This window comes from Rhizobium sp. K33 (assembly GCF_056501445.1).
In genome coordinates this window covers 163,302-175,473 of sequence record NZ_CP096478.1, presented here as the reverse complement: position 1 = coordinate 175,473, position 12,172 = coordinate 163,302, and the positions used below count along the sequence as shown (strand labels likewise).

The following is a 12,172-nucleotide window of genomic DNA, read 5'->3' as shown; positions in this document are numbered from 1 at the left end:
GGCCGGAAGCGATGGCGCATCACATGAAGACATTCGAGACAGGTGCAGCCCTCGCAAACGGGCTTGCAGACGCCGTGGTCACGGCCCTGTCTGCGGCGATCGCCAAGACAGGCGAGGCGACGCTCGCCGTTTCCGGCGGCTCCACGCCCAAGGCATTTTTCGAGGCGCTGTCGACGCGGGCGCTGGATTGGGCCAAGGTGAAGGTGACGCTGGTCGATGAACGTTTCGTCCCGGAAGACAATCCGCGTTCGAACCATCTGCTGGTGAAGACGCACCTGCTGAAGAATGAAGCGGCCGCGGCGGAGTTCGTGCCGCTTTATCGGCCTGAGGCCACGATCGAGGAGGCTGCAAAGACGGCAACCGGGATCGTGCCCGGCATGTCCAAGGCCTTCGATGTCGTGATCCTCGGAATGGGTACGGACGGGCACACCGCCTCGTTCTTCCCCGGCGGAGACCATCTGGATGCGGCGCTTGATCTTTCGCAGCCGCGCCGCGTCATGACCATGGAAGCGCCGGGCGCAGGCGAAGCCCGGCTGACGCTTTCCTTCTCAGCGCTGCATGATGCCGGTCTTCTGGTCGTGCATATCGAGGGCGGCGAAAAGAAAGCCGTGCTGGACAAGGCACTGGCCGGCTCGGACGAGAAGGACATGCCGATCCGGGCCGTTCTTGAACGAGCCCAGACAACGCCCGACATCTATTGGGCGCTCTGAGGGAGAGCCCTCGCCCGCCGGCACATGCGGCGGGCTGATGCGCGAATGACGAGTTTCCCGGCCGAGGAGGCCTTTGCGCGATGTGCGCCTTCAAGCGCCCGCGCCAGACGAGGAGCCATATCCGATGAGTGCAGACAGCCGTATCGAAGCCATCACCAAGCGGATCGTCGAGCGATCCAAGCCGACCCGTGAAGCCTATCTCGACCGCACACGCCGTGCGATTTCCAAGGGCGTGCACCGCTCGACCCTGTCCTGCGGCAACCTTGCCCATGGCTTCGCCGTCTGTTCCCCCAGGGACAAGGAAGCACTGGCCGGCGACGTGGTGCCGAACCTCGGCATCATCACTGCCTATAACGACATGCTCTCTGCCCACCAGCCGTTCGAGACCTATCCGGCACTGATCCGCCAGGCGGCTTCCGAAGCCGGCGGCGTGGCACAGGTGGCCGGTGGCGTTCCCGCCATGTGCGATGGCGTGACCCAGGGCCAGCCGGGCATGGAGCTCTCGCTCTTCTCGCGCGACGCGATCGCCATGGCAGCCGGCATCGGCCTCAGCCACAACATGTTCGACGCAGCCGTCTATCTCGGTGTCTGCGACAAGATCGTGCCGGGCCTGATGATCGCCGCACTCACCTTCGGTCACCTGCCCTCGGTCTTCATCCCGGCCGGGCCGATGACCTCGGGCCTGCCGAACGACGAGAAGTCACGCATCCGCCAGCTCTATGCCGAGGGCAAGGTCGGCCGCGCCGAACTGCTGGAAGCTGAATCGAAGTCCTATCACGGGCCGGGCACCTGCACCTTCTACGGCACGGCCAATTCGAACCAGATGCTGATGGAGATCATGGGCTTCCACCTGCCCGGTGCCTCCTTCATCAATCCGGGCACGCCGCTGCGCGACGCCCTGACCAAGGAAGCGGCGAAGCGCGCACTCGCCATCACCGCGCTCGGCAACGAGTTCACGCCGGCCGGCGAGATGATCGACGAGCGCTCGATCGTCAACGGCGTTGTCGGCCTGCATGCGACCGGCGGCTCGACAAACCATACGATCCACCTGATCGCGATGGCGCGTGCCGGCGGCATCCAGCTCACCTGGCAGGATATTTCCGAGCTCTCCGACATCGTGCCGCTGCTCGCCCGCGTCTATCCGAATGGGCTTGCCGACGTGAACCACTTCCACGCGGCCGGCGGCATGGGCTTCCTGATCAAGCAGCTCTTGAAGGCCGGCTACCTGCATGACGATGTGCGCACCGTCTATGGCCAGGGTCTCGCCGCCTATACGATCGACCCGAAGCTTGCCGATGACGGCACAGTGCAACGCGAGCCGGCCGCCGAGGTCAGCGCCGATCCGAAGGTACTGACGACGATCGACAAGCCGTTCCAGCCGAATGGCGGCCTAAAGATGCTGACCGGCAATCTCGGCAAGGCGGTCATCAAGATCTCCGCCGTGAAGCCGGAGCGCCATGTCGTCGAGGCACCGGCCATCGTCTTCAACGACCAGCAGGAATTGCAGGACGCCTTCAAGGCCGGCAAGCTGGAAAAGGACTTCGTTGCCGTCGTCCGGTTCCAGGGTCCGAAGGCGAACGGCATGCCGGAACTGCACCGCCTGACCCCGCCGCTCGGCGTCCTCCAGGACCGTGGCTTCAAGGTGGCGCTCGTCACCGACGGACGCATGTCGGGCGCCTCCGGCAAGGTGCCGGCCGCGATCCACGTGACGCCCGAGGCCGTGGACGGCGGCGCGATCGCCAAGATCAAGGACGGCGACATCGTTCGTCTCGATGCTGTGGCCGGTACGTTGGAAGTGCTCGTCGATGCCGCAGAGTTCCATGCGCGGCCGCTGGCAACCACTGATCTCGATGGCAACGAATTCGGAATGGGGCGCGAGCTTTTTGCAAGCTTCCGGCGGATTGCCGGACCGGCCGATCAGGGCGCCAGCGTCTTGTTCTGATACGCATTCCTGAACTGAAGGGTCTGAGGCCGCGAGCGATCGCGGCCTTTTTTGTCATCCTTGATTTACAAGACTTTTGTCTACGGCGTGCGTCGTTTGCTCGCACATTAACTCATTCGACACTTCTAATTTTGTATATCTTGATCCAGAAAAACGTTCGGAATCAACAAGATATACACAAATAACAAAATCGGTCTTGTGGTCCGCTGTTTGTCTACCTTCGACTGTCCTGCAGCCGGGGTTCGTCATCAAAGCTTGGCCAAAGGACCAAAACTATGTTCGGAATGCCCTCCAACACCCGTGCGCAGCTCGAGTCACTGGAAGTAATCACCGCCAACATCATGATCGCGGATGAGAAGCTCAATATCCGCTACATGAACTCCGCCGTGAAGGAACTGCTCAGAGAAGCAGAAAGCGACCTGAAGAAGGAATTGCCACGCTTCGATTTTGCGAAGCTCATCGGCAGCAATATCGACATCTTCCACAAGAACCCGGGCCACCAGCGCAATATGCTGGCGAGCCTGCAGAACCAGCACAAGGCGACAATCTGGGTCGGCCAACGGGCCTTCGATCTGATCGTGACGCCATTGAAGAGCGGCTCCAAGACCACGGGCTTCGTCGTGGAATGGGCAAACGCAAAAGAGCGGCTGCAGAACCTCGACTTCCAGAACCAGATGGCGGCCATCAGCCGCGTGCAGGCCATCATCGAGTTCACGCCAGAGGGCGAGGTGGTCTCGGCAAACCAGAATTTCCTCGATGCGCTCGGCTACCGGATGGATGAAATCAAGGGCAAACATCACAGCCTGTTTGTTGATGCGGAATATTCAAGAAGCTCTGACTATCAGGAGTTCTGGACCCAGCTCAGAGCCGGCAAGTTCCAGGCGGCCGAATTCACGCGCTACGGTAAAGGCGGCAAGAAGGTCGTCATCAACGCCTCCTACAATCCGATCCTGAATGACCGCGGTCGCGTGACCAAGGTGGTCAAGTTCGCAACCGATGTGACGGAGCGTGTGACCGCGGTGGACACCATCGGCGACGCACTTGGACGCCTTGCCAAGGGCGATGTCAGCTTCACTCTCGATCAAGCCTTCGCTCCGGATTTCGAGTCGCTGCGGACCAATCTGAACGAAGCGGTGAGCCAGCTTGCGACGACACTCGGCGCGGTCGCCCAGTCGACGGATCTGATCGACAGCGGCAGCCGCGAGATCAGCTCGAGCGCAGAGGATCTGTCGAAGCGCACCGAACAGCAGGCGGCTTCGCTGGAGGAGACGGCGGCGGCGCTCGACGAAATCACCGTCAACGTCAACAACGCCTCCAAGCGTGCCGAGGAAGCTCGTCACGCGACCCAGGCCGCCGACACGAGCGCCACGCGCTCCGGCCAGATCGTTGCTGAGGCCGTCGGGGCCATGGCGCGCATCGAGCAGTCGTCGAACCAGATCTCGAACATTATCGGCGTGATCGACGAGATCGCCTTCCAGACCAACCTCCTGGCGCTGAATGCTGGCGTCGAAGCCGCCCGTGCGGGTGAGGCCGGCAAGGGCTTTGCGGTTGTCGCACAGGAAGTGCGCGAGCTCGCCCAGCGCTCTGCGCAGGCGGCCAAGGAGATCAAGGAACTGATCCGCAACTCGTCGGAAGAGGTGAAGAACGGTGTGAAGCTGGTCAGCGAGACCGGCGAGGCGCTGAAGACGATCCAGGACAATATCGTGGCGGTCAACGACCACATGCAGGCGATTGCGAGCTCGGCCCGCGAACAGGCGACCGGCCTTTCGGAGGTCAACTCGGCCGTCAACCAGATGGACCAGGTGACCCAGCAGAACGCGGCGATGGTGGAGGAATCCAATGCGGCAAGTGCGACGCTTGCCACGGAAACCCAGCGCCTGCGCCAGTTCATCTCGCGCTTCACGCTTGGCCGGCACTATGCCGGCAAGCAGAGCGCTGCGCCGACAAGCCACGCAGCCCCACGCGCCGCAGCACCTGCAACCCCGGCCAGTGCCCCGCGGAAAGCGCCGTCCCGCCCTGCCCCGATGCATGGCAATGCGGCCCTGAAGCAGGACGAGTGGCAGGAATTCTGAAACCAGACGGTCGCGCCCATCCGGTGGGCGCGACCGATCGTCAGGGCCTCGGCATCTTGGCGAAGCCCTTGCCCAGGATCGGCCCCGTCGGTTTGCCGGTCGGTGAACCGCCGAGGGGCTCTACGGTGATCTCGTAGAGCTGTTCCTCCATAGGCCCTGGCAGGTCAGGACCTTCGACGGTTGCCGTGCGCCAGCCATCGAGGACGCCGAGAGATACCGGGCCGGTATCCTGAGACGGCAGGGTCCAGAGCTGCAGCGATCGATCAGCGTCAACGGACACATCGGTTAGCGGGATGACCTTGGCAGTGTCGTTGCCGAAGTCCTCGATCATGACCACGGGCTCGCCTTCGGAATTCATCAGGACGGCGATGACCTGCGGTTCCGCACGCCCCAGGACCGTATAGGTCAGAGCGGCAAGCAACAGCACCGAGGCTGCGGCAGCGGACATGCCGACGCCACGCCACCAGGCAAGGCGATTGTCGTTGACGGCGGCGCGCGACGCTGGCTGCACGGCGGCAGCTTGCTGTGGCCCGAGCTTCTCCTCGATCCGCGACCAGAGATCGGCGGAGACGGTTGCTGCTGGTCCTGCTAGATCCAGTTCGAGAAAACGGTCGCGCGCCTCGCCGACCAGTCGAGCCAGCTCGGCGTTCGCTTCCATCTCCGTTTCGACTGCACGGCGCTCGTCCTCGTCCATCAGACCAAGAACATAGGCATCGGCGCGTTCTGCTTCGGTTTGCCAGGTGCTCATGCCATGCACTCCCTCAGGGCTACCAGGGAGCGGCGGATCCAGGCCTTCGCCGTGCCGAGCGGCAGCTTCAGGCGACCGGCAATTTCGCCATGACTGTAGCCGGAGACATAGGCCATCATCACCGTCTTGCGACGGAGGCCGTCGAGCCGCCCAAGACAGGCGCGCAACCGGCTTGCGGTGTCCAGCTGGTCGAAGAGATCGTGATAGAGCGCATCCGCGCCTTCATCCTGCAGCCGGTCGAGACTGTCGGTCTCGGTCAGATCCTCCCGACCACCGTCGCGCAGCGCGTTCAGCGAACGGGATCGGACAATCGCGTAGATCCATCCGCGTGCGGAGCCACGGCTCGGATCATATTGCCAGGCCTTGTTCCAGATCTGCAGGAAGGCCTCCTGGACGATCTCTTCTGCCAGATCATGACGCCGCAAGATTCGTTGAGCGACCGTCACCATGCGGGCGGCCTCGCTTTCGTAGATCACGGCCAGGCCCTTGCGATCGCCTGCGGCACAGGCTTTCAGTGCCGCACCGAGCTTGTCTTGCTCATTCCCCATCCAGCTTCCTTCCAAGAACCTGGGCGGAAAGTAGCTCACTCGCCTGATTTGGCAACCGGCACCGGAAGCGCTGACCGAAGAACTGCCGCTCGTCATCGTCACGTCCATGACTTTCTCCTTCATTTCGGAGACACGCGACGACCGTTTCCGGATGCAGACGAAAAAAATTTTGGGCGGCTGCATCCAAACGCCTGGTGCCATGTGTCGTGAGATTAGGAGGCACCAGACCGGTGTCGCCACCATTCAAACGGGAGAGTTCTCATGACCAGCATCCGTATCCTCAGCCTTGCAGCAGCCACCGCCCTTACGGCCTTCGGAGCGCAGGCCGCCCAGGTCGTCGGTCTCGCAGGCGACAAGACGCTCGTGATGTTCGACACTGAAAAGCCTGAAGTCTCGAAGTCGATGGATGTGACCGGCGTCGATCGCCTCGTCGGCATCGATTACCGTCCGGCCAACCAGACCATTGTCGGCGTGACTGCTGACAACGTCATCGTCACCATCGATCCGGAAACGGGCGCGGCCACCGAGCTTGCAAAGATGGACAAGCCGCTGACGATTGGTGATGCGCCTGTGGTCGTGAACTTCAACCCGGCCGCCGACCGTCTGCGCTACATGACCGGCACCACCAACCACCGCGTTCATCCCGACACGGGTGCCGTGACCGTTGACGGCAGCCTCGTCTTCGAGGAAGGCGACATGCACAAGGGCGAAACGCCGAACACCGTTGCAGCCGCTTACACGAATTCGATGGGCAAGCCGGAAAAGACCGCGATGTACAACATCGACGCGACGATCGGCGCGCTGATCCAGCAGACCAAGCCGAACGACGGCACGCTGAAGGCGATCGGCAAGCTCGGCATCGAAGGCAACCCGCAGTCCTACGCCTTCGACATCGAAGCCGGCGCTGAGGGCAAGAACACGGCATGGCTCGTCGCCGACAGCACGCTCTACACGGTCAACCTGGAAACCGGTGCGGCAACCAAGGCCGGCGACATCACCGGTGCGCCTGCGACGATCAAGTCGATCACCGTGATCCCGGCGATGTAAGCCGAATTGCCCTCTCCCTCCACTCGGGGGAGAGGGCAGTGCGCCCCGTCAGGCGCGGATGAAGGCGAGGACGTCAGCGTTGAACTTGTCCGCTTCGGTCTGTGCCAGACCATGCGATCCGCCGACATAGACCTTCAGGACTGATCCCTTCACCAGGCGGGCCGCCTTTTCCGCCGTGGCCGCGATCGGGACGATCTGGTCATCATCGCCATGGATGATCAGTGTCGGCTTGTCGATCGCCTTCAGGTCCGCGGTGTAGTCGACTTCCGAGAATTCCCGGATGCAATCAAACTGACCCTTGATGCCGCCAGCGAGCCCCTGAAGGCGGAAGCTCTCGCGAAAGCCCGGGTTCTCGGGAATGCCGTCGCGATTGAAGCCATAGAAGGGGATGGTCAGGTCATAGAAGAATTGCGACCGATTTCCGGCCGTACCAGCACGGATGTCATCGAAAACGGACATCGGGACGCCCTCCGGGTTGGCCGGCGTCTGGAGCATCAAGGGCGGAACGGCGCCGACAAGCACGACCTTGGCGACCCGGGCAGTGCCGTGGCGGCCGATGTAATGGGCAACTTCCCCACCGCCCGTGGAATGGCCGATCATGATCAGGTTCTTAAGATCGAGATGCTCGATCAGCTCTGACAGGTCATCAGCATAGCGATCCATGTTGTTTCCGTCCCATGGCTGGTCGGAGCGACCATGGCCGCGGCGATCATGGGCGATGACGCGGAAGCCCTGCTGACCGAAATATAGCATCTGGGCATCCCAGGCATCGGAGGACAAAGGCCAACCGTGGGAGAAGAGGATCGGCTGCCCTTGGGCATTTCCCCAATCCTTGTAGAAAAGCGCAGTACCGTCTGTCGTCTTGAAGATGCTCATGATCGTCTCTCCATCTGCCGCATGCGTGGGTGCTGCGGCCGCTATCCGGTGAATTCTCACTTGCGCACAATTAAATTGCACACAATCTTTATTGCCGGATCCTGAGCTGAAATCAATTGCGCACAATCTATTTTCGGGTCACGTTTCCGTGAGTGTTGGAATCCTGATAAAAAAACCCCCGCATCGCGCGGGGGTTTAATCCAGGAGAGTCCGTGGGTGCCTCAGAGCATCGCCATGTATTTGGGCAGATCCCGCATGCTGGGCACGACGATGAGCGTGTGCACATGTCCGCGTTTGTAGGCGTTGAGGAACTTGTTGTAGTCCTCGAACACCACACAGCCCGAGCTGTCGCCGCGGCGGCGGAGCAGATAGGTGTGGGTCAGGAAGCCATCACGGTTGTACATCTTGGCATCGCCGACCGGGTTCATGCGGATGGCTTCAACGCCGTGGAAACGGGCTTCACGCATGCGCAGCTTGTAGACGTTGGGCGGCGTCGGCCCCTTGTTCTTCACATGCACGAATTTCGGATCGTCACGCATATGGCCACGGCCCGAATGCGCGCGCAGCTTCTCGCCGTTCGGCATATGCACGACCGCATCCTCGATGACATAGACCGCGATGCGGCTTCCGGGACCCGGCAGCGCGTTCTTGCGGTTGAAGATGCCGCCTGCCCCGTCATCCGTGGTGATCGGATTGTCCGGCTTGGCATAGGCCAGCATGTTGAACAGTGTTTTCTTCTTCGGCTGTTCCGGCTTCGCCGCAACAGCGGGTGTCTCGGGCGCCGGTACGCGCTCGACGCGCGGTTTAGCCTGAGGCTTTGCACCCGGCACCGGACCATCCTCCGGCAGCGCACCGTGATCTTCGGTCTCCGGCTCGGACAGCAGTTCCTGGAACGGCTCTTCCCGTGGGTCGGCCAGTGCCATTGTCTCGGATGCCGAAGGCGTCGAGGCATAGCCCAGGGCAACGGTTTCGGCAGCCGATGCGTCACGTGCGATAGAAGCTGTCACCACCGGATCGACATCGTCGATCCCGCTGCGGCGCTCGTGGGCGACTGTCGCAAGGGCTGCCTGCTGGCGGCCCGCTTCCGCCTGGGCGAGCGCTTCGCGCAACACGGCGATGTCCTGCGCGCCGATGACGCTTTCCACACGGGCAAGCAGCAGGCGGTCGGACTTGTCGACCTCCGCAAGCTGCATGGCGGCCGGAAGCATCAGAAGGCCAAGGTGATCCGTCGCGGCGATGGCTTCGGCGAAGCGGTTTCGCATTTCATGCAGGGCGGCGAAATTGGCCGAGGGCTCCTGCGCGGCGCGCGGGGCAATCGGTTTCGTCAGGGCAAGATCCGGCTTCGGCAGGCTGTGGCCAGCGATCGCCGGGGCTTCAATCGTCGAGGAGGACAGGCCCTTGAAGACGGCGAGGCTTGCAGTGCCCCAGAAGAGGCAGGCCAGCCCGATGCCCAGGACGGTCGGAAGGCTGGAGCCGCGCTTCTTTGCACGCGACTTCATCGTTTGAACGGCGACGCCATTGCCGCCGGTGACCTTTCGGGTCGAGGACGCCATGTTACTGAACTCGCTTACCAAGAACTCTGGGAGCCGGCCGCCTAGCAGCAGAAGCCGGCTTTACTAGGACAGGGTTGTGGCAATGCCGTCCTGTCGACTGCCCTAAAGAATGAAGAAGTTTGGTAACCAAGAAGTTTACGCCCGGCGATTTATGTCACATTCCGGGCGTGGAGCGCTAAATAGTTTCAGACGTGACGGGTTAATCCGCCATCGACCTTCAGGTTCTGGCCGGTGATATAGGCCGCGCCATCCGATGCGAGGAAGGCGATGGTCGCTGCGATTTCGTCGCTGGTTCCGTATCGCTGCATCGGCACCATCTCACGCCGCTCCTCGGTTGCCGGCAGGCTGTCGATCCAGCCGGGCAGGACGTTGTTCATCCGGATATTATGGCTTGCATAGGTGTCGGCGAAGATCTTGGTGAAGGACGCAAGCCCGGCGCGGAAGACGGCCGATGTCGGGAACATGGAGGATGGCTCGAAGGCCCAGGCGGTCGAGATATTGATGATGGCGCCGGATTTCTGCTTCTCCATGATCGGCATGACGAGGCGGGTCGGGCGGATGACGTTGAGCAGGTAAACATCCATGCCCTTAGCCCATTGCTCGTCGGTGATCTCCAGGATCGGTGCGCGCGGCCCGTGGCCTGCACTGTTGACCAGCACGTCGATGCGGCCGTAACGCTCCATGGTGCCGTCAACGAGGCGAGCCAGGTCTTCCGGTGACTGGTTGGAGCCGGTGATGCCGAAACCGCCGAGCTCGGCTGCCAGCGCTTCGCCCTTTCCGGATGAGGACAAGATGGCGACCTTGAAACCGTCGGCGGCAAGGCGACGCGCTGCAGCCGCTCCCATGCCACTTCCCCCTGCCGTGATGATGGCAACCTTTTCACCGGACATCGATGCTCTCCCTTTTTCTGTTGCACGGAAGATCGAAGGTCCGTTCGGTGATGTCCAGTCAGAAAAGCTGAAAGCCGGTGCAGCGTGTGCCGCACCGGCTTTCGTGAAGGGGACGGATCGTCCGGCTTACCAGCTGCGGACGTCGAGCACGCGGTCCTTGTGCGCCGGATGGGTCGAGAAGACGAAGATGCGGTCGAGCTCCTTCTGCGTCAGCAGACGGAGAAAGCGGATCTCGGCGGTGTTGTTGGCAAAGGTCTTCATCAGAACGGCGCCGACCTTGTTGATCCGGGCATCCGGGATGTCGAGATAGAACTGCTTCGGAAGGTTGACCTGGGTGATCAGGCCGATCACCGCGCCGCTCAGCGAGATGCGCAGCACGTCGCAACGGCGGGCCGCCATGTGCGTCATGCCGTTTTCCGTATATTCAAGGCGTCCGGCATTCATCGTATCCTCCATGCGATACCGGTTCTCCCGGTCGTACATGAAGGATTCCTCCTTCTTCAGGAAATGAGATCCGCCACTTGCCGTTCTCATCGTTTCTGCCCTCGTCTTTTGTCTGTTGTTATGGACAAAAGGCTAGCAGTGACAGCTTAACAGTCGGTGTTGGCGCAAAGGCCATTCCTCGCTACGAAAAAGCCCCGTTATCGGTAAGGATAACAGGGCCTTAAACGCATCGATCAAGTCGGCTTCAGCGGCGGTAGGTCTGGCCTGCTGCATCGAAGAGATGCAGCTTGGTCTTGTCTGCGGAGAAACGCAGGGTCTGGCCTTTCTTCACGTCCACGATGCCCGGCAGCTTGACGACGACAGGTTCGTCCTCGACGGGTCCGTTGACGTAAAGCAGCGTCACTTCGCCAAGTGCCTCGACGATCTCGACCTTGCCCTCGAAGAGGAAATCCTCGCCCGTGGCGATCGCGAGATCCTCCGGCCGGACACCGAAGCTCGCCGACTTGCCCTGCTCCGAGGCTTCGGTCGTCACGTCGATGGTGACTTCCGAGCCGTCCTTCAGCTTGATCCGGGTTTCCTGGCCCGTGCCGATGACCGAGACCGGCATGATGTTCATGGCCGGAGAGCCGATGAAGCGTGCGACGAAGAGGTTGGCGGGGCGCTCGTAAAGTTCGAGCGGCGGGCCGACCTGCTCGATCTTGCCGGCCGAGAGAACGACGATGCGGTCGGCCAGGGTCATTGCCTCGACCTGGTCGTGCGTGACGTAGATCATCGTGGTGTCGGCCATCTGCTCGTTGAGCTTGGCGATCTCGATGCGGGTTGCGACGCGCAGCGCCGCGTCCAGGTTGGACAGCGGCTCGTCGAAGAGGAAGACCTTGGGATTGCGGCAGATGGCGCGGCCGATGGCAACACGCTGGCGCTGGCCGCCGGACAGTGCCTTGGGCAGACGGTCGAGATAGGGACCGAGCTGCAGGATGTTCGCCGCAGAGCGGACGCGGCGGTCGATCTCTTCCTTGCTCTCGCCGGCAATGCGCATGCCGAAGGCCATGTTGTCGTAGACCGTCATATGCGGGTAGAGCGCATAGGACTGGAAGACCATGGCGATGCCCCGCTTGGACGGGGGCACGTCGTTGACGAGCTGGCCGTCGATGTAGAGCTCACCGCCGGTGATGTCCTCAAGGCCCGCGATCATGCGCAGCAGCGTGGACTTGCCGCAGCCCGACGGGCCGACGAAGACCACGAACTCGCCTTCCTTGATCTCCAGATCGATACCGTGCAGGACCTTGACCTGCCCGTATGCCTTGCGGATGTCCTTGAGAACGAGACCCGTCATGCTTTCCTC

11 protein-coding genes are annotated in these 12,172 nt (G+C 62.0%); 4 read left to right on the top strand and 7 right to left on the bottom strand.

The genetic code is table 11. The features are described from left to right. Positions 1-11 precede the first annotated feature (11 nt). The 3 genes from pgl (at position 12) to M1E12_RS00830 (ending at position 4,724) form a co-directional block, all read left to right on the top strand. Positions 12-710: a 6-phosphogluconolactonase gene (pgl, locus tag M1E12_RS00840; RefSeq protein ID WP_479563389.1), complete on the top strand. Its 699-nt coding sequence runs from the start codon at positions 12-14 to the stop codon at positions 708-710. 124 nt (positions 711-834) lie between these two features. After that, positions 835-2,652, top strand: coding sequence for a phosphogluconate dehydratase (edd, locus tag M1E12_RS00835; protein WP_479563388.1), 1,818 nt, complete (start codon positions 835-837; stop codon positions 2,650-2,652). A gap of 275 nt (positions 2,653-2,927) precedes the next feature. Beyond that, entirely contained in the window at positions 2,928-4,724 is a 1,797-nt protein-coding gene (locus M1E12_RS00830; RefSeq protein ID WP_479563387.1) for a methyl-accepting chemotaxis protein, read from the top strand. A gap of 40 nt (positions 4,725-4,764) precedes the next feature. On the opposite strand, the gene M1E12_RS00825 is transcribed toward M1E12_RS00830, so the two are convergent. Together M1E12_RS00825 and M1E12_RS00820 are read right to left on the bottom strand one after the other, a co-directional pair. Beyond that, positions 4,765-5,472: an anti-sigma factor gene (locus M1E12_RS00825; RefSeq protein WP_479563386.1), complete on the bottom strand. Its 708-nt coding sequence runs from the start codon at positions 5,470-5,472 to the stop codon at positions 4,765-4,767. Beyond that, on the bottom strand, positions 5,469-6,020 hold the full coding sequence (locus tag M1E12_RS00820) for a sigma-70 family RNA polymerase sigma factor (RefSeq protein ID WP_113460285.1): 552 nt from the start codon (positions 6,018-6,020) through the stop codon (positions 5,469-5,471). The genes M1E12_RS00825 and M1E12_RS00820 overlap by 4 nt, the downstream gene beginning before the upstream one ends. 261 nt (positions 6,021-6,281) lie before the next feature. Between M1E12_RS00820 and M1E12_RS00815 the strand changes: the two genes are divergently transcribed. Next, a complete protein-coding gene (locus M1E12_RS00815; RefSeq protein WP_113459854.1) occupies positions 6,282-7,067 on the top strand; it encodes a DUF4394 domain-containing protein in 786 nt (261 codons plus the stop codon). A 48-nt stretch (positions 7,068-7,115) separates the two neighbouring features. On the opposite strand, the gene M1E12_RS00810 is transcribed toward M1E12_RS00815, so the two are convergent. The 5 genes from M1E12_RS00810 to M1E12_RS00790 form a co-directional block, all read right to left on the bottom strand. Continuing rightward, positions 7,116-7,943, bottom strand: a complete 828-nt coding sequence (locus M1E12_RS00810) for an alpha/beta fold hydrolase (protein WP_479563385.1) — start codon at positions 7,941-7,943, stop codon at positions 7,116-7,118. A gap of 221 nt (positions 7,944-8,164) precedes the next feature. After that, positions 8,165-9,496 carry a DUF2778 domain-containing protein gene (locus tag M1E12_RS00805; RefSeq protein WP_479563384.1) on the bottom strand — a complete coding sequence of 444 codons (1,332 nt, stop codon included), beginning with the start codon at positions 9,494-9,496 and terminating at the stop codon, positions 8,165-8,167. A 185-nt stretch (positions 9,497-9,681) separates the two neighbouring features. Beyond that, positions 9,682-10,386 (bottom strand): SDR family oxidoreductase, encoded by a 705-nt coding sequence (locus M1E12_RS00800; protein WP_479563383.1) that lies wholly within the window; start codon positions 10,384-10,386, stop codon positions 9,682-9,684. Positions 10,387-10,512: 126 nt separating this feature from the next. Further along, on the bottom strand, positions 10,513-10,920 hold the full coding sequence (locus tag M1E12_RS00795) for a hypothetical protein (RefSeq protein ID WP_113459857.1): 408 nt from the start codon (positions 10,918-10,920) through the stop codon (positions 10,513-10,515). Positions 10,921-11,074: 154 nt separating this feature from the next. After that, complete coding sequence (locus M1E12_RS00790; protein ID WP_479563382.1) at positions 11,075-12,163, bottom strand: ABC transporter ATP-binding protein; 1,089 nt, start codon at positions 12,161-12,163, stop codon at positions 11,075-11,077. Positions 12,164-12,172 lie beyond the last annotated feature (9 nt).

Coding starts and splice junctions, on each gene's coding strand:
- M1E12_RS00820 (WP_113460285.1), bottom strand. CDS start 6,020: ATGGGGAATGAGCAAGACAAGCTCGGTGCGGCACTGAAAGCCTGTGCC.
- pgl (WP_479563389.1), top strand. CDS start 12: ATGGCGCATCACATGAAGACATTCGAGACAGGTGCAGCCCTCGCAAAC.
- M1E12_RS00800 (WP_479563383.1), bottom strand. CDS start 10,386: ATGTCCGGTGAAAAGGTTGCCATCATCACGGCAGGGGGAAGTGGCATG.
- edd (WP_479563388.1), top strand. CDS start 835: ATGAGTGCAGACAGCCGTATCGAAGCCATCACCAAGCGGATCGTCGAG.
- M1E12_RS00805 (WP_479563384.1), bottom strand. CDS start 9,496: ATGGCGTCCTCGACCCGAAAGGTCACCGGCGGCAATGGCGTCGCCGTT.
- M1E12_RS00810 (WP_479563385.1), bottom strand. CDS start 7,943: ATGAGCATCTTCAAGACGACAGACGGTACTGCGCTTTTCTACAAGGAT.
- M1E12_RS00790 (WP_479563382.1), bottom strand. CDS start 12,163: ATGACGGGTCTCGTTCTCAAGGACATCCGCAAGGCATACGGGCAGGTC.
- M1E12_RS00825 (WP_479563386.1), bottom strand. CDS start 5,472: ATGAGCACCTGGCAAACCGAAGCAGAACGCGCCGATGCCTATGTTCTT.
- M1E12_RS00815 (WP_113459854.1), top strand. CDS start 6,282: ATGACCAGCATCCGTATCCTCAGCCTTGCAGCAGCCACCGCCCTTACG.
- M1E12_RS00830 (WP_479563387.1), top strand. CDS start 2,928: ATGTTCGGAATGCCCTCCAACACCCGTGCGCAGCTCGAGTCACTGGAA.
- M1E12_RS00795 (WP_113459857.1), bottom strand. CDS start 10,920: ATGAGAACGGCAAGTGGCGGATCTCATTTCCTGAAGAAGGAGGAATCC.